The following is a 16,594-nucleotide window of genomic DNA, read 5'->3' on the forward strand; positions in this document are numbered from 1 at the left end:
CAGGAAAAGCTATCCCCTCAAGTAGAAAGTTCTACTGAAAGAATAGCCCCGTACAACATCCGGCCTATCACCCGTCACAAACCTGTGCTGTTGCTGCTTCCTGTTCTATTATTTATTTTAGCGGATGACCGATCCCCCGTAAAGGAAACGATTCATCCAGGAAGCGCTTAATTTATCTACTCTTACTCCGCCAGATGAAACAGAATAAGTCTGCAGAATCTGTCCGTCTCCCAAATACATGGCTACATGCGTAATTCTTGCCGTAGACTTGTTGACTCCTGCATACGCTGAGGCCGAGCTGCCTCTATACTCCATAAAGAACATCAGATCTCCGCGTTTCAGCTTGGATATATCCGTAACCGCATTACTGTTCTCCTTCACCCAGGTTCCCTGCTGCCGGGAATCGGCCGGGAGCTTCAAGTCCGCTCCATCCAGAAAAATTTGCCGGATGAAGTCGGAACAATCAAAGGTGCGGGTATTGCTTCTGCTGGACCCGTATTCATACGGGGTTCCCAGATAGCCCATGCCTGCGGCAATTACTTTCTCAATGACAGCCGGCGACTGCGCCGGAGGTGTTGGTACCGGCGCTCCCGCCGGTGCTGATGACGACGTTCCGCCGCCTGTTGATATATACTGGCTGGCTGTACTTGTATAGCCGACATCACCGTCAGCTGTTCTAACCTTGTACCAATAGCTGTTGGTTTTCTCCAGGATTGTAACCCGGTCGCCTTGTTTCAAGTATTTAAGCACTTTGCCGCTTGTAGAAGGGCTGGTGCGCAGACGTACTGAAGATTGAATGGTGCCTGTAAGTGCTGCTGAAGCCGTCACTGCAGAACCTTTAGAAGCAGAAGCCGCGAATGACTGCTGCGGGCTAACCACTCCCCATGATACCGCAAGCGATGCCGCGACCAAAATTGATGCTGCAAGTTTCCTGTGTGATATGATCATAGCGTTCCCCCGCTTAGCTTAATGAGAAATTCAACAACGGCGCGCGCTACGTTTGTTGCTTTCTGCCCTCATTATAGGCTGAGCCGGGAACTCAAACATGCTCCGAATTTCATAAAAAGCCTTGCCACTTTATGGTAAGCAGCAGGTCTATAGTCTTGAATTCTCCTTGGATTTGGTGGAAATTACAGTGAATTAGAAAAAAATCAGGTGGCAGATTCTTTGGGCTCCACATGTACCTGTACGCTCATAATGTTATGAAGCTTGCTCATCTGCTCTTCAATCGTATCGCTGATTTCATGCCCCGCCATTACTGTAATCTGCGCATCCACTTCCACAACCACATCCACCAGTACATGATTTCCATGGACACGGGCTTTGAGATCCTTGATGCCTTCCACTCCGGGAATCCGGGCAATGGAACTGCGCAGATCGAGCAGTCTGTCCTCATCGAAGCCGTCCGTCAGGCGGTAAGTCGAATCCCGGAAAATATCCCAAGCCGTCTTGGAAATCAGCAGTCCGACCACAACCGCAGCTGCCGAGTCGATCCAGGGCAAGCCGAACTGCGCCCCGATAATCCCGACTGCAGCACCTATACTGACCATCGCATCCGAGAAATTATCCTTGGCCGCAGCCATTAAAGCACCGCTGTTAATCCTTTTGGCAAGCCGCCTGTTATATATATATACCCCCATCATGGCGATTGCACACACAATGGCCACCCCGGCAGACCAGATCTGCGGAATAGCCTTGGCCCCTTCAAACAAGGAGCGGACAGCTTCCACAATAACCTGGATTCCAACCACCGCCATAATAAAAGAAGCCAGCAGCGCCGCTACCGTCTCGGCCCGGAAATGGCCGTATGGATGATCCGAGTCCGGCGGCTTACGCGAAATGCGCAGGCCGATCAGCACAGCCACCGAAGCGACAATGTCTGTCAGGTTATTGAAGCCGTCTGCGAGCAGCGCACTGGAATGAAACAGGTATCCGCTGACCAGCTTGAAAGCCGACAGCACAAGATAAGCGGCAATACTGACCATGGCCCCCCGTTCACCTTTTCGTATATCCCCGTAAATATCGGCCATTTGCGGTATCCCTCCCTATAGCTCATTATACTTTTTCCCCATTCCGGGAAATCATTCTTTGAATTATTCTTGCCCTTGTAGGAGCTTTTAAAAACAATTAGAATAAAGTGTAAGGACTTGCTTCATAAGGGGGTAACAATATGAGCGAAAACAACGAAAAAGGTAAAGTCAATCTGGCGGATGCGATCCGTAAAAAGCTGGAGCAGAAGAAGCAGCAGGCCAATAACAAACCCGGTTCAACGTTCCAGGCCGGCTCGGCCAAACCGCTGAAGAGCCAGAACAACAAAAAGCCGAATAACCAGCGCCGCCGGACCGGTGGCTCATAGTCTTTGGACTGCCTGCATGTAATATCATCCTATATTTGAACATAAACGGCTGCGTAATCCTTTGCGGGATCACGCAGCCGTTTTTATTATGAACGGATAAGGTTCATTGGTTCATTTAAGATTAAGCTTCAACAGGATACATGCGCTGGCGCATTTCCTTGATTTCCGGATTCTCCAGATATTCATCATAGCTCATGGTACGGTCGATAACACCTGCCGGTGTAATTTCAACGATACGGTTGGCGATCGTCTGAATGAACTGATGGTCATGGGAGGTAAACAGGATCGTTCCGTCAAAATCAATCAGGCCGTTATTCAGCGCCGTGATGGATTCCAGATCCAAGTGGTTGGTAGGCTCATCAAACACGAGCACATTCGCACCGTTCAGCATCATTTTGGCCAGCATACAGCGGACCTTTTCTCCCCCGGACAGCACGCTTGCTTTCTTCAGCGCTTCTTCTCCGGAGAACAGCATCCGGCCCAGGAATCCGCGCAGGAAGGTCTCATCCTGATCCTTGGAGTACTGGCGCAGCCATTCCACCAGGTTCAGATTCACGCCGTCGAAATAGCTGGAGTTGTCTTTCGGGAAATAAGCCTGAGTGGTCGTTACGCCCCAGGAATATTCACCGGCATCCGCTTCCTTCTCGCCCATGAGGATATCAAACAGCAGGGATTTCGGCTGGGAATACGGACCTACAAAAGCAATCTTGTCACCCTTGTTCACCACAATGCTGAATTCATCCAGCAGCTTCTCGCCTTCCACCGATTTGCTGAGGCCGCTGACGGTAAGCAGCTGCTTGCCGGCTTCTCGCTCCGGTTTGAAGTTGAGGAACGGGTACTTCCGGTTGGACGGACGGATGTCATCCAGGGTAATCTTCTCCAGCTGCTTCTTCCGGGAAGTCGCCTGTTTGGACTTGGAAGCATTGGCGGAGAAGCGCTGGATGAACGCCTGAAGTTCCTTGATCTTGTCTTCCTTCTTCTTGTTGGCATCACGCTGCAGCGTCTGTGCCAGCTGGCTGGACTCATACCAGAAGTCGTAGTTCCCTACATACATCTGAATTTTGCCGAAGTCGATGTCCGCAATGTGGGTGCAGACCTTGTTCAAAAAGTGCCGGTCATGGGATACCACGATAACGGTGCCTTCGTAGTCCATGAGGAAGTTCTCCAGCCAGCCGATGGATTCGAGATCCAAGTGGTTGGTAGGCTCATCGAGCAGCAGGTTGTTCGGACGTCCGAACAGGGCTTGCGCAAGCAGTACCCGGACCTTTTCGTTGCCGCTGAGTTCGGCCATTTTTTTGTCATGCATTTCACGCATAATTCCCAGACCGATCAGCATGGCGGCAGCATCAGGCTCCGCGTCCCAGCCGTTCAGCTCGGCAAATTCGCCTTCAAGCTCGCCGGCACGCAGTCCGTCAGCTTCGGAGAAGTCGCTTTTGGCATATAGCGCATCCTTCTCCTTCATGATGTCATACAGTCTGGTGTGGCCCATAATTACGGTCTCCAGCACCGGATATTCGTCGTATTCAAAATGATTCTGCTTGAGGACTGCCATACGCTCGCCGGGTGTAATATGCACTTCACCGGTGTTCGCTTCAATCTCGCCGGACAAAATTTTCAGAAAAGTTGATTTTCCGGCGCCGTTGGCCCCAATGAGGCCGTAGCAGTTACCGGGTGTGAATTTTATGTTTACATCCTCAAATAGTGCGCGCTTTCCGTAGCGGAGTGTTACGCCGCTTGTACTAATCATTAAGCATTACCATCCTTTTCACATAGGTTCCGGCTCATTATAGCATAAAATCAAGCAAAAAAGGCTGCAAGAAAGCCTGTTAACATGGTTTTGGCGCAAAATTAGGAAAAAGGTTCTCTCTTCCGGTATTTCCGTCCTAATCCCCGGCATAACGCTCTTCCGGATGCACGATCAGCGTCTCTCCGTAACCTAATGTACGGATCCGCTCCGCGCTTATTCCATGGGCTTTCCGGGCCAGATCCATCCGGTCCAGCGCTTCACGCGCCGTGTCATCAGCCAGCCTGAAGGTTCCGAAATGCATCGGGATCATCAGCTCTGCCCCCACATCAAGAAAAGCCTGCACCGCTTCCTCCGGGTTGACATGCTGCGAGCTCATGAACCACTCCGGCTCATACGCCCCGATCGGCATGAGGGCAATATGCAGCTTGAAGCGGCTGCCGATCTCCTTGAAGCCCGGAAAAAAACCGCTGTCTCCGGCGAAATAAAGGTTCGGCGGGAGCTTGCGCTTTGTCCCGTCCCCTTCTCCCTCCGGGTGCTGCCCCGGATTTGACGGCTGAAGCACATACCCGCCCCAGTGGGAGCTGTTGGTGTCAAAAGGCGTCCGCCGCGTCCAGTGCTGGGTCGGTACGAACGTCAGCTTCACCGGACCCACCGTCAGCTCCTCCCACCACTGCATCTCCTGGCAGTTCGGAAAGCCCCTGCGGAGCATTTTCCGCTTCAGGCCGGCCGGCACTATAATTTTGGTGGACGCTTTATACAGCTTGCGGACCGAAGGGAAATGCAGATGGTCATAATGGGAATGCGAGATCAGAATCAGATCCACCGGCGGGACCTCATTCAGCGGAATGCCCGGCTGGCCGATCCGTTTCTCGAAGCCCAGTCTGCGTGCCCAGATCGGGTCGGTTATGATGTTCAAACCCTCATACTGCAGAAAAAAGGTGGAATGGCCGATCCAGGTGATGGTCGTATCCAGCCGGTTCCCTGTCAGGTAGGTCAGCTCCGGCGGATGATTCGGTACTTTATAGGAGTAGTCTTTCTTCTTGGTCCTCCGCTCCTCACGCCACTGGCGCAATTCCTTAAGCGTCTTGTCGACACCGACGTTATCAATATTTTTGTATCTTATTTTAGCCATAACGGCATCTCTCCTTAGCAGCATTCAGTACAAATTTTACCCATTTTACCTTCTCCTTAAGCGCTGCGGCGGCATGGCCGCCTTTGTATTCAGCCATGGAAATGATGTAAAATGCGGATAAAGACCACGGTATTGTACCGTTCAAAGGGGAGCTTAACGTATGAAGATCACATTTATTGAACCGACTCCTAGTCCAAATACGATGAAGCTTCATCTGGACGAAAGCCTCGAGCCCGGCATACGCCGGACATACACTCCGGAAAGCCAGCGTACTGCGCCTGCCTGGGCGCGGGATATGCTGGGCATTCCGGGCGTTACCAGCATCTATCACGCTGCCGACTTTGCCGCCCTGGAGCGTAAGGGCAGTGCCGACTGGGCAGCGATTCTCCGCGAAGTCCAGAGCCGCTTCGGCGCTGACGGGTTAAGCGCGGACTTTGACCCTGCCGATGAGAATGCGGGAGCCCATTTTGGGGAATCGCAGGTATTCGTGCAGATGTTCCGCGGCATCCCGATTCAGATCCGCGTAAAGACGGGCGCACACGAGGAGCGCATCTCCCTCGCTTCACGCTTCACGCAGGCGGTCACCGATGTCGCCAGCGCCGTGCTGATCAAGGAGCGCAAGCTCAGCGACTACGGCGTCCGCTACGGCGAGCCCGCCGAAATCGCGCGCGAAGTGGAACAGGAGCTGGAGGCGGCGTATCCGCAGGAACGCCTCGACTCTCTCGTGCAGCAGGCCATCGCGCACGGAACCGCCGGCGAGTTCATCGAGCAGCGGCGCAAGAAAGAACAGGCCGAGCTGCTGCGAGACCTGAAGGATGAAGACTGGCGCGTGCGCTACGCCGCGCTGGAGGATCTTGAGCCGGCGGCTGCGCTCCTGCCGGAGCTGCGGGCGGCGCTCCACGACCCCAAGCTGCATATCCGCAGGCTTGCGGTCGTGTATCTTGGCGACATCCGCACGCCTGAGGCGATGGAGCTGCTCTATGAGGCGATGGGAGACAGCAGCCCGGCCGTGCGGCGCACGGCAGGCGATACGCTGTCCGACATCGGCGATCCGGCGGCGACGCCTGTGATGACGGCGGCGCTGACGGATGCCAGCAAGCTGGTCCGCTGGCGGGCTGCCCGCTTCCTCTATGAGGTGGGTACAGCAGATGCCCAGGAAGCCCTGACGCTTGCCGCGGAGGATCCCGAGTTCGAGGTCGGACTGCAGGCCCGTATGGCTCTTGAGCGCATTTCTTCCGGTGAGGAAGCGGCCGGAACCGTCTGGCAGCAGATGTCCGAACGGCGCCGGAGCTGACGCAAACCTGCCGCTATTTGTCATTGCCCGATCACAGAGCTTGCATTATACTAGTCCCTGTTGTGTTCAACATTGTATAAAGATAGCCTCATCATACCCAAGATGAGGTAGAGGTCGCGAATATTAAGAGTACGCGCGTGGAGACGCCAGAGCCGTCTGTGAAACGCTGCGGAAAGGAATATCCGCCGAAGTCTTTGCCGCTGCTCTAATTGCCGCAAAGACTGGGGCCGCTGCCGAACAGGCACGGAACTGTCACGGTGCCCGCAAGTCTTAGGACTGCGGGATACATTGTGTTGCGCTATCTTAACAGGGAGTATGATGCGGAGCTGTAATACAGAAAACCGCAGAATCCGTCTGCGGTTTTTTTTGCGTTTGCCGGGCATGCCGCTTCCGGAAATGCCGGGACAACAGCATTCACCACTCCCCCTATTGAACGGACACGCACAAATTCAAAAGGAGTGTTCTATATTATGCAGGATAAGCTGTCCCCTGCAGGAAACGGCAGTCCACCTGCCGCCCCTGCTTTACGTAAAACCTTCAAGGCCAGGCACCTGACGATGATCGCCCTCGGCGGCTCCATCGGTACAGGCCTGTTTCTGGCCAGCGGCGGCGCTATCGCCTCCTCCGGACCTGGAGGTGCGCTGCTTGCCTATGCGGCAGTCGGTATTATGGTGTATTTCCTCATGACCAGCCTTGGTGAGCTGGCCACCTACCTGCCGGACTCCGGGTCCTTCAGCACCTACGGCACCCGCTTTGTCAGCCCGGCCTTCGGCTTCGCCATCGGCTGGAACTTCTGGTATAACTGGGCTGTAACCATTGCCGCCGAGCTGTCTGCAGCGACCGTAATCATCAAATACTGGTTCCCGGACAGCAACTCGATGCTCTGGAGCCTGCTGTTCCTGGTGCTGATGTTCGGTCTGAACTTCCTTTCTTCACGCGGATACGGCGAATCAGAATACTGGTTTGCAATCATCAAGATCGTCACCGTGATTGTCTTCCTGGCTGTCGGTGTATTGATGATTTTTGGCATCATGGGCGGCGAAGCTGTAGGCTTCAGCAACTTCCAGCTTGGAGGAAGCTCCTTCCACGGCGGATTCTTCGCCTTTGTCGGTGTATTTATGGCTGCAGGATTTTCCTTTCAGGGCACGGAACTGGTCGGTGTTGCCGCCGGTGAGAGCGAAAATCCGCGCCGCAATGTGCCGCTGGCGATCCGCCAGGTATTCTGGCGCATCCTGATCTTTTACATTTTCGCAATTTTCGTCATCGGTATGCTGATTCCATACACCAATCCCGACCTTCTGCGCGGCGGCATTGACGACATCGGCGTCAGCCCGTTCACGATTGTCTTCAATAAAGCCGGGCTGGCCATTGCCGCCTCTGTCATGAATGCGGTCATCCTCAGCTCTGTGCTGTCTGCCGGCAACTCCGGAATGTATGCCTCCACCCGTGTCCTGTACGCAATGGCAAAGGATGGAATGGCTCCGCGTGCACTGGCCAGGCTGAACCGCCGCGGTGTTCCTGTCGGTGCGCTGCTGGTGACTTCAGCTGTCGGTATGCTGGCCTTTCTGGCCTCATTCTTTGGCGACGGTGCAGTGTATAACTGGCTGCTTAACGCTTCCGGGATGTGCGGATTTATCAACTGGCTGGGGATTGCCGTCTGCCATTACCGTTTCCGCCGCGCATTTGTGAAGCAGGGGCATTCTCTCGATGAGCTGCCTTACCGGGCCAGATGGTTCCCGTTCGGACCTTTGTTCGCTTTGGCCTTATGTCTGATTGCTATATTCGGGCAAAATATGGGTGCCTTCACCGGAGACTCTATCGACTGGTACGGGATTCTGGTGTCCTATGTCAGCCTGCCGCTGTTCCTCTTGATCTGGCTGGGATACGGCTGGTTCAGAAAAAGCAGCATTGTGCCGCTGGATAAGTGTGATCTCAGCACAAACGGGGATTAAGCCGGACCTATCCGCTTGAATCATGCCTGCCGCTAGCGGTTAATTGTATTTTCTACAGTTAAAAGACTGCAAAATAACGGCTTTGGAAGTATAACTGTATTCTGTACATTTAAAAATGGCAGCAAGTCTCTTTTTGTGGGATATGCGGATATTTAGCTGCAGAAAATACAGGTAAAGTCCTCCTCACATAAGAAGAGCCCGCTTTAGCTGCATAAAATACACTTAAGGCTTCGGCCCGGTTCCTCCACTGGACAATTACGGGGAACTCATCAAGAGTAGAAGAAGGGATGCCCTGCGCTGGTCGCGCTGGAGCATCCCTTCTTCTATCCCATAACACACAGCTACTTCCAGGTCACATACACCTTAAAGTCCCCTGTATTGTCAAAAGCCGAGCTGTTGTAGGAAATATTATTCAGCCCGATGTTATAAAGCTCCTGAAGATCACTTTTCAGAGATTTCTCGCTGCCGCGGTAGCGGAACAGCAGGGACTGCTGACCGGAGGCTGCCGCCTGCTTCGCCAGCATCTTCAATCCGGCGGCAGAGCTGACAATCTGGTCTTCTTCATACAGCCGGTAGTCCAGTACCTCCTGGAGATTCTTGTAGACACTTACCCCCTGGCCGCCGCGGCTGACCAGCTCGGACAGCGTCTGGGCATAGCTGACAGAGGCTGCCGGATAGGATTTGGTCCAGCTGTGGTCACGCCGGATCTGGGAGTCTGTCCGCATGTAATAAGCTGTGCTGATTTCTCCCTCTGCGCCCTGCGCCGCCGGATCATCCCAGGTCGTATCCAGATGATACCATCTGCCTTCAAGCTGCACCAGATTCCAGGCATGTGACTCGGTTTTGCCTCCTTCCGGCCTTGCCTTCCCTTCCACAATTTTGTTAGGGATACCGGCTCCCGCCAGCAATTTATAAGTAAGGAGAGTATATCCCTGACATACGGCGCTTCCGCTCTGCAGCCCCTCATACGCCGTATATTTGCTGTACGTGTTATCATACTGCAAATGCTGCACTACCCAATCATGAATGACCTTCACCTTCTGATGGCTGTTCATGCCGGGCAGGATAATTTCCTTCAGAATAGCCTTGACCTGCTTGTTAACGTAAGCGGTCTGCTGCAGCGTTTCACGGTATTCCACCTGCACCGTCACATTGGCCGAGCTGCTGCTTCCCCGGTAAGAGAAGGCATAGCTGTCGATGATATAGTACAAGTACGGATCACTGCCCATTGCCTGATCAATCGCGCTTTGAATCTGCGATTTCAGCTTGCTTGTATTCCCCTTATAGACAAACGTGATTGTCTCCCTGCGGTTATTCATTGCCCCGGTGAGCTTCTCTGCCATTCCGCTTGTAGACACATATGCAGCCGAGTCTGCAGCAGCATAGGCATGATCCCAGCTCCAGTATGCCACCGGCGGCAATGCGCCGAATACAATCATTCCCCCAAGAACAGCCTTCATCAGTGATAAACGTTTTTTTGCCATGTTCCCCCGTGCCTCCTGCTGTATATAATGGCGCTAAACCAGTTAGTTTGTACTTTATTATTAGATGCGGAGATTTCCCTTCTCACGACCTAAATATATTACATTAATTATTATCGGTTTTATGCTTCTGATACATTAAAAAAGCTGCTTTTCCAGCAGGAAATTCCCGCTGGAAAAGCAGCTGTAACAGTTCTTATATTATGATCCGGACAACGTCACCAGATACACCTCTCCGGCTTTAACATCCCACGTCCCGCCTGGAGCGGCTGCTCTGCCGTCTGCAAGCCGGACAGTCAGCTCACGGTCATACCGCAGTGTACACTTCCCGTCATACGCTGCTGTAATGCGTGCGGATACCAGTGTATGATTCCGCCATTCCATATCCACTTCCAGGCCGCCGCGTGCCTTGAGACCCTTAACCCTGCCGTCTTTCCAGCTGCCGGGAAGCGCAGGCAGCAGACGGAGTTCACCAAGATGGCTCTGCAGCAGCATTTCTGCTATGCCTGCCGCGGCACCGAAATTCCCGTCAATCTGAAACGGCGGATGGGCATCGAACAGATTGGGGTATGCTGAACGGGACAATAGCGTACGGACAAAACGGTAAGCTTCCTCCCCGTCCTTCAGCCTGGCGTACAGATTAATCAGCCAGGCACAGCTCCAGCCGGTATGACCGCCCCCGGAGGAAATTCTGTGCTGCAGCGACAGTCTGGCTGCTTCCAATAGCTCCGGTGTATCCCGTTCATTGATATAATCGTCCGGATACAATCCGTACAGGTGGGATACATGTCTGTGTCCGGGCTCTGATTCCTGGAAATTCTCTCCCCATTCCTGAATGCGGCCATCCTCCGCAATCTTAAGCGGAGACAGCCTTGGGAGTGTATCCTGCAGTTCTGAAGTGAACTCATGCTCAATCCCCAGAATTTGCGCAGCTTCAATGCAGTGCCCGAACAGCTCGCGGATCAGGCTCATATCCATGGCAGAGCCATAGGCGACGCTGCTGATTCTGCCGTCTGCGGTCACAAAACGGTTCTCCGGGGAAGTAGACGGATTGGTTACCAGATAACCGTCCGGCCCTTCTACCAGCCAATCGAGACAGAACAGAGCTGCGCCTTTCATTAATGGGTAGGCTGTTTCCTCCAGATAAGCAGCAGAAGGATTATAGAGATAGTGCTCCCATAGATGGCGGCACAGCCAGACGCCTCCCATCGGCCAGAAGGCCCAGCTGGCATCTCCGCCGGACGGCACGGAGCTCCGCCACAGGTCCACATTATGGTGAGCCGTCCAGCCGCGCGCACCGTAATGAACCGCAGCTGTTCTCGTCCCCGTCTCGCTCAGTTCCGAAATGAAGTCGATCAGAGGCTCATGGAATTCACTCAGATTTCCTGCCTCAGCCAGCCAATAATTCATCTGTGTATTGATATTCGTCGTATAATTGCTGTTCCAGGGCGGGGTCACATGAGGATTCCAGATTCCCTGGAGATTGGCAGCCTGGGTACCGCTGCGCGAGCTGCCCATCAGCAGATAACGGCCATATTGGAACAGCAGCGCTTCGAGCGCCGGATCCTCTTCTCCGTCCTTATAATCGGCCAGCCGCTGATCGGTAGGCAGGTCATCCTTGCCGCGGCTGCCCAGATCCAGCTCCACGCGGCGGAAGATCGCGCTGTGATCCCTGATGTGCCGCTGCAGCAGCTCCTCGCAGGACTTGGCTGCCGCTGCAGCGAGTCTTGTTTCACAGCTCTCTGAAGGGCTTACGATCTTCCCGGGCCCCGCAGCAGCAGGCTTCTTCAAATGAGCTGCACGGCTTTTCAGCTCTTCATAGCTGGTAGCCGATGCCAGCAGCAGCAGCACACGGTCAGCACCGGATATCACGAGCTTCCCATCCTCATACTTCACCTCACCGCCCTCTGCATGCACCTGCAAATGCAGCTCGAACGACATGCCAAGTCCTTCTTCATACAGGATAGCGCCCGGATGATCCTGGTGGTAGTTGTCAGCGATGTGGGTCGGACATTGCCCTTGCAGCACGAGCTTACCGGCTTCTGCCTGCTTGACGGCATGCTTCAATTCACTGTCCAAAGACAGGGAAAGGCTCAGCCCTCCCTTGGCTTCACTTGCCGCCTGAATCACGCAAACGCCGTCCGGTGCACTGATCCACGCTTCCCTTGTGAAGCTCCCTGCTTCAGTACTATAGGATACTTTTGCAACCCCGCTGTCCAGGTCCAGTTCCCGCAGATAACCGCTGTAATTCTCCGCTCCGGGATGCTCTATGTAAAGATTGCCGAGCGGCATATACGCCTGTGAGTTCACGCCAAGCATGCGGGAGTTAATCAGAGCCTCGGCTTCGGCATAGCTGCCCTCATTGACAAGCTCCCGTGCCTTCTTCAAATAACGCAGCGCTTCATAATTGTTGGTATCCCGCGGAAATCCTGACCATAACGTATCTTCGTTGAACTGAAACCGTTCTTTCGCCGCGCCGCCAAATACCATGGCTCCCATGCGACCGTTCCCGAGCGGGAGCGCTTCTTCCCAGACAGCCGCCGGCTGGTTATATTTTAATCTATATGCATTACTCTGCTGATGTCCGCCCATTGTTCTCACCCTCCTATGTTATCCAAATACAGCAAAAGACCCTGACCAAAGTCGGGCCTTTTGCTGCAATTTTACTGCCTAATCAGAATTATTTGCTTCTTACAGATCTTTACCAGTCCACAGGGATACTCTCTTCTTCACAAGTTCAGTGAATTCTGCTTCCATGTCTTGTGCGCCGGCTTTGTCCAGCTCAGCAAGGAATGCGTCATACACTTTGTCGAAGTCTTCCGGTTTGGACAGAATCGCTTCAGGGATACGCTTGCGCACGATATCTTGAGTCTTCTTGAAGATTACCTGATATTGGCCGTCAGTTGGAACAGGCATGTTGTACAGGGCGCCGGTTTCTTTGACAGGGAACTCATCTTCTTTAGGGAACAGGTCTTTCCATGTTGTAGCGCCATAGCCTGCAAGAGATTCCTTCTCAGCTTCGGAGTAAGCAGCTACGATTTCTTCAGGGAAGGTTGCAGTGTAATAGTTACCGGAAGGATCCTTCACGCCGTCACCATAACGAGCACCGAAGATCAGGTATTGTCCAATACCGGATTCTTTTTGGAAAGCAGCGGCATCATTGGCCTTTCTGTCGGAAATTTCAGCCGGAACTTCACGTTTGCCTTCAGCATTTACAGTGTAATGCTTGCCTTCAATACCCCAGCTTCTCAGGACTTGGCCTTCATCGGAGGACATCCAGTCAAGCCATTTGATGATGCGGACAGGATCTTTAGCGGCAGTTGTAATCGCAAGACCATAGCCGTCGATACCTGTTTGGATGAAGGAGTGATCTTTATACTCTTCAGTCAGGGTTACTGGGAAGTGACCATAAGTATACTCATCTTTACCCGCTGCTTTCAGTGCGTTTTCACCATCAGAGTATTCCCATTCCTGGGAGATCAGACCGAGTACACGGCCGCTGGCCACTTTTGCTTTGTATTGGTCATCTTTTTGTACGAAAGTATCTTTATCCAGCAGTCCTTGGTTGTACATGCCGTTCAACCAGCGGAAATATTCTTTTTCTTCCGGACGTTTGTAGTGAAGCTTAGCTTCATAAGTCTCTGGATCTACATAATATTCACCATCATCCGGTGCACCTGTTGCAATGAACGCAGGGTTCGTAACAGTGATCATGATTTTCCAGTCATCGGCGTTCAGTGTCAGCGGAATTGTAGGCTGGCCATCCGTTTCAGGATGCAGTGCCACATAATCCTTCAGCGCTTTCTCAAAGTCTGCTACCGTACGAATTGTAGGGTAACCCAGCTCTTTCAGCACGCGGTGCTGGAGTTCAAAGCCGCCTGTTGCATCGAAGGAGGACTGGCCGACACCCATATTAGTAGGAATTTGATAGATGCTTTGATCATCCAGACTGTATTTCAGACGGTTCATGTTCTCGCCGTACACCTTTTTGAGGTTCGGAGCATGCTTCTCGATCAGGTCCGTCAGATCAATAATCAGACCGGCATCCACCAGAGTGCTCAAACTTCCTTTAGCGAAGATCAGGTCAGGAACGTCACCGCTCGCAGCCATCATCGCGATTTTTTGGTCGCCGCCGCCGCTGCCGACGTCAAATTCGGCCTCAAGCGTTACACCTGTTTTTTCAGTGATTGCTTTACCTACATCATCCTGCATGTTGGCCCAGTTTGGACTTGCATCCGCACCGAAGAATGAGATTGTAAAAGGGCTTGTATCCATAGCACCGTCATCGGTTGCCGCGTTGGTTCCTGCATTGTTGCCGGTATCGGTACCTGCGCTATTGTTAGCAGTATTATTGGCTGCATTGTTACCGCCACAGCCTGCAATCAGCATGGAGCTCATGAGCATAAGTGTAAAAGCGGTTTTAATGCTCTTGCTTTTCATTTGTAATCCCCCTTAATAATGTGTGTTGAATTATCTATGCATATCAGGTTAAACCTGAATATACCATTGTGAGCGCTTGCAAAAGAAATATAATAATAAAATTTTCAGCTGCCCTGGAACCAGGTTAGCTAGGGGGAGCGCAATCTGCCGGATCTTCGGTCAGCATATACGCTCCCTGCAAGCTTTACCTTAAGAAAACCTTAAGCCTTAACTGCACCCAGTGTCATACCGCCGACAAAATACTTTTGCAGGAACGGATAAACTACCAGGATAGGTACGGTTACAACAATCGTGATTGCCATCTTGATGGATTCAGGTGAAATCTGTGCCATCTGCTGGGCCATATCGTTGGCATTTACCATGCCGCTGCCCTGGTTGGTAGTCGCGAGTACCTTCATCAGCTCATATTGCAGTGTTGTAAGATGCGCTTTGTTGCCGTTGTACAGATAGGTAGAGAACCATTCATTCCATTGTCCGACCGCCAGGAACAGGGCAATAGTTGCCAGAACCGGCTTACAGAGCGGCAGGATGATCTTATAGAAAATCTTGAAGTCATTCGCCCCGTCCAGCTTGGCTGATTCCTGCAGCGCGAACGGCAGACCATCCATAAAGGAGCGGATAATGAAGACGTTAAATGCGGAAACTGCACCTGGCAGGATGTAAATCCAGAACGTCCCGATCAGGTTCATATCTCTCATCAGAATGTACATAGGCACCATACCGCCGGAGAAATACATAGTCAGGGCCAGGAAAACCGAGATGAACTTTCTGGCTCTGAATTCCGGGCGGCTCAGTGTAAAGGCGAGCATTGCTGAACTCGCCAATCCGAGCAGTGTACCTGAAACGGTACGCAGAAGAGAGATCTTAAAGCCCTGAATCAAGCCGGTATAGCTGAAGATCCGCTCATAGTTATCAAGGGTCCATTCTCTCGGCCAGATATAGATACCGCCGCGAACAGTGTCTGTAGATTCATTGAAGGAAATCGCCAGCACGTTCAGGAAGGGATAAAGCGTCACAATCATTACCAATGTGAGAAAAACATACAGGAATATATCGAATGCACGTTCAGACTTTGACATTTGAAAAGCTTTGGTAGCCACTTAAGATCCCCTCCTTACATAATGCTTTCTTTAGTTAATTTCTTCATCACACCGTTGGCAGTGAACAGCAGGATTACGCTGACTACTGAAGTGAACATACTGATTGCTGTACCATATGAGAACCGGCCTATTTGAATACCGTATTTAAGCGCATACAAGTCGAGCACTTCCGAATAATCGGTAACGAGGTTGTTCTGAAGCTGGAACTGTTTTTCAAAGCCGATACCGATCAGGTGACCGATGTTCATAATCAGGAGCACCATAATGGTTGAACGGATACCCGGCAAAGTAATGTTGAACATTTGCTTGATTCTTCCTGCACCATCCACTTTTGCCGCTTCATACAGCTCTTTATCGATACCTGTAATCGCTGCCAGATAGATGATCGCATTCCAGCCTGTTTCTTTCCAGATATCAGCTCCTGTTACAACTCCCCAGAAGTATTGCCCTTTTGCCATGAACTGGATCGGCTCATCAATGACATTCATCCAGAGCAGCAGGTCGTTCACGATCCCGCCGTCGATCGAGAGTGTCTTATAGACAATCCCGCCTACAACGACCCAGGATACAAAGTGAGGCAGGTAAGATACTGTTTGAACCGTTCTTTTGAATACGCTTCCCCGCAGCTCATTGAGCAGAACCGCAAAAAGGATGGGGACCACAAATCCGACGATCAGTCCGAGAATACTCATTGCCAGAGTATTTCTTAATACGAGATAGAAGCGTTCATCCTGGAACAGCTCTTTGAAGTTGTCCAGTCCGACCCATTTCTGTTCCCCAAACGACTTGGCAGGCTTATAATTCTGAAATGCCATCGTCCATCCCCATAAGGGCAGGTAGCTAAAGATGAAGACCCAGATTACGAATGGAAGAGACATCAGGTACAAGTACTTTTGCTGCAGTACGCTACTCCAAAATCCGTTTTTCCGCTTCGCAGGTGGGTGGGGGGTTACGCTTTTATTTGCTGTAACACCGTTTTCAGTGAGCGCTTTCACGATCATTATTCCCCCTTCGTTTTTATAGATTTATCATACCGCACCATTTTGTAAGCGAATACCCGACAGATTTTACCTAAAATCATATACAAATTAG

At 52.1% G+C, this 16,594-nt stretch carries 12 protein-coding genes and 1 riboswitch; of the genes, 3 read left to right on the top strand and 9 right to left on the bottom strand.

Annotated elements, in window-relative coordinates; all coding sequences use genetic code 11:
• Nucleotides 1-117: 117 nt before the first annotated feature.
• Together C2I18_RS08350 and C2I18_RS08355 are read right to left on the bottom strand one after the other, a co-directional pair.
• On the bottom strand, nt 118-948 hold the full coding sequence (locus tag C2I18_RS08350; protein ID WP_249900769.1) for a C40 family peptidase: 831 nt from the start codon (nt 946-948) through the stop codon (nt 118-120).
• Between the two features lie 203 nt (nt 949-1,151).
• Nucleotides 1,152-2,030, bottom strand: a complete 879-nt coding sequence (locus tag C2I18_RS08355) for a cation diffusion facilitator family transporter (protein WP_249900770.1) — start codon at nt 2,028-2,030, stop codon at nt 1,152-1,154.
• A gap of 140 nt (nt 2,031-2,170) precedes the next feature.
• Between C2I18_RS08355 and C2I18_RS08360 the strand changes: the two genes are divergently transcribed.
• Nucleotides 2,171-2,356 carry a hypothetical protein gene (locus C2I18_RS08360; RefSeq protein ID WP_249900771.1) on the top strand — a complete coding sequence of 62 codons (186 nt, stop codon included), beginning with the start codon at nt 2,171-2,173 and terminating at the stop codon, nt 2,354-2,356.
• 121 nt (nt 2,357-2,477) lie between these two features.
• Here C2I18_RS08360 and C2I18_RS08365 read toward each other — a convergent pair whose 3' ends face one another.
• Nucleotides 2,478-4,103, bottom strand: coding sequence for an ABC-F family ATP-binding cassette domain-containing protein (locus tag C2I18_RS08365; RefSeq protein WP_249900772.1), 1,626 nt, complete (start codon nt 4,101-4,103; stop codon nt 2,478-2,480).
• Between the two features lie 136 nt (nt 4,104-4,239).
• Nucleotides 4,240-5,235 (bottom strand): MBL fold metallo-hydrolase, encoded by a 996-nt coding sequence (locus C2I18_RS08370; protein WP_249900773.1) that lies wholly within the window; start codon nt 5,233-5,235, stop codon nt 4,240-4,242.
• A 160-nt stretch (nt 5,236-5,395) separates the two neighbouring features.
• Here C2I18_RS08370 and C2I18_RS08375 point away from each other — a divergent pair, with 160 nt between their 5' ends.
• Entirely contained in the window at nt 5,396-6,529 is a 1,134-nt protein-coding gene (locus C2I18_RS08375; protein WP_249900774.1) for a virulence factor, read from the top strand.
• Nucleotides 6,530-6,629: 100 nt separating this feature from the next.
• A riboswitch (Lysine riboswitch) is annotated at nt 6,630-6,838 on the top strand.
• Between the two features lie 161 nt (nt 6,839-6,999).
• Nucleotides 7,000-8,481, top strand: a complete 1,482-nt coding sequence (locus tag C2I18_RS08380; RefSeq protein WP_249900775.1) for an amino acid permease — start codon at nt 7,000-7,002, stop codon at nt 8,479-8,481.
• Nucleotides 8,482-8,822: 341 nt separating this feature from the next.
• On the opposite strand, the gene C2I18_RS08385 is transcribed toward C2I18_RS08380, so the two are convergent.
• The 5 genes from C2I18_RS08385 to C2I18_RS08405 all read right to left on the bottom strand — a co-directional run bounded on the left by C2I18_RS08385 (nt 8,823) and on the right by C2I18_RS08405 (nt 16,503).
• The gene (locus tag C2I18_RS08385; RefSeq protein WP_249900776.1) at nt 8,823-9,965 is read right to left on the bottom strand and encodes a transglutaminase domain-containing protein; all 1,143 of its coding nucleotides are present in this window, start codon (nt 9,963-9,965) and stop codon (nt 8,823-8,825) included.
• A 198-nt stretch (nt 9,966-10,163) separates the two neighbouring features.
• Entirely contained in the window at nt 10,164-12,554 is a 2,391-nt protein-coding gene (locus tag C2I18_RS08390; RefSeq protein WP_249900777.1) for a glycoside hydrolase family 95 protein, read from the bottom strand.
• A gap of 99 nt (nt 12,555-12,653) precedes the next feature.
• Nucleotides 12,654-14,402, bottom strand: a complete 1,749-nt coding sequence (locus tag C2I18_RS08395) for an ABC transporter substrate-binding protein (RefSeq protein WP_249900778.1) — start codon at nt 14,400-14,402, stop codon at nt 12,654-12,656.
• Nucleotides 14,403-14,602: 200 nt separating this feature from the next.
• Entirely contained in the window at nt 14,603-15,502 is a 900-nt protein-coding gene (locus C2I18_RS08400) for a carbohydrate ABC transporter permease (RefSeq protein ID WP_249900779.1), read from the bottom strand.
• Between the two features lie 14 nt (nt 15,503-15,516).
• Nucleotides 15,517-16,503: an ABC transporter permease gene (locus tag C2I18_RS08405; protein ID WP_249900780.1), complete on the bottom strand. Its 987-nt coding sequence runs from the start codon at nt 16,501-16,503 to the stop codon at nt 15,517-15,519.
• Between the last annotated feature and the right edge of the window lie 91 nt (nt 16,504-16,594).

It is taken from the genome of Paenibacillus sp. PK3_47 (genome assembly GCF_023520895.1).
Taxonomy (GTDB): Bacteria; Bacillota; Bacilli; order Paenibacillales; family Paenibacillaceae; genus Paenibacillus_AQ.

What these genes read in the sequence shown, in the direction of transcription:
- C2I18_RS08350 (WP_249900769.1), bottom strand. Translation starts at nt 948, where the DNA reads ATGATCATATCACACAGGAAACTTGCAGCATCAATTTTGGTCGCGGCA.
- C2I18_RS08355 (WP_249900770.1), bottom strand. Translation starts at nt 2,030, where the DNA reads ATGGCCGATATTTACGGGGATATACGAAAAGGTGAACGGGGGGCCATG.
- C2I18_RS08360 (WP_249900771.1), top strand. Translation starts at nt 2,171, where the DNA reads ATGAGCGAAAACAACGAAAAAGGTAAAGTCAATCTGGCGGATGCGATC.
- C2I18_RS08365 (WP_249900772.1), bottom strand. Translation starts at nt 4,103, where the DNA reads ATGATTAGTACAAGCGGCGTAACACTCCGCTACGGAAAGCGCGCACTA.
- C2I18_RS08370 (WP_249900773.1), bottom strand. Translation starts at nt 5,235, where the DNA reads ATGGCTAAAATAAGATACAAAAATATTGATAACGTCGGTGTCGACAAG.
- C2I18_RS08375 (WP_249900774.1), top strand. Translation starts at nt 5,396, where the DNA reads ATGAAGATCACATTTATTGAACCGACTCCTAGTCCAAATACGATGAAG.
- C2I18_RS08380 (WP_249900775.1), top strand. Translation starts at nt 7,000, where the DNA reads ATGCAGGATAAGCTGTCCCCTGCAGGAAACGGCAGTCCACCTGCCGCC.
- C2I18_RS08385 (WP_249900776.1), bottom strand. Translation starts at nt 9,965, where the DNA reads ATGGCAAAAAAACGTTTATCACTGATGAAGGCTGTTCTTGGGGGAATG.
- C2I18_RS08390 (WP_249900777.1), bottom strand. Translation starts at nt 12,554, where the DNA reads ATGGGCGGACATCAGCAGAGTAATGCATATAGATTAAAATATAACCAG.
- C2I18_RS08395 (WP_249900778.1), bottom strand. Translation starts at nt 14,402, where the DNA reads ATGAAAAGCAAGAGCATTAAAACCGCTTTTACACTTATGCTCATGAGC.
- C2I18_RS08405 (WP_249900780.1), bottom strand. Translation starts at nt 16,503, where the DNA reads ATGATCGTGAAAGCGCTCACTGAAAACGGTGTTACAGCAAATAAAAGC.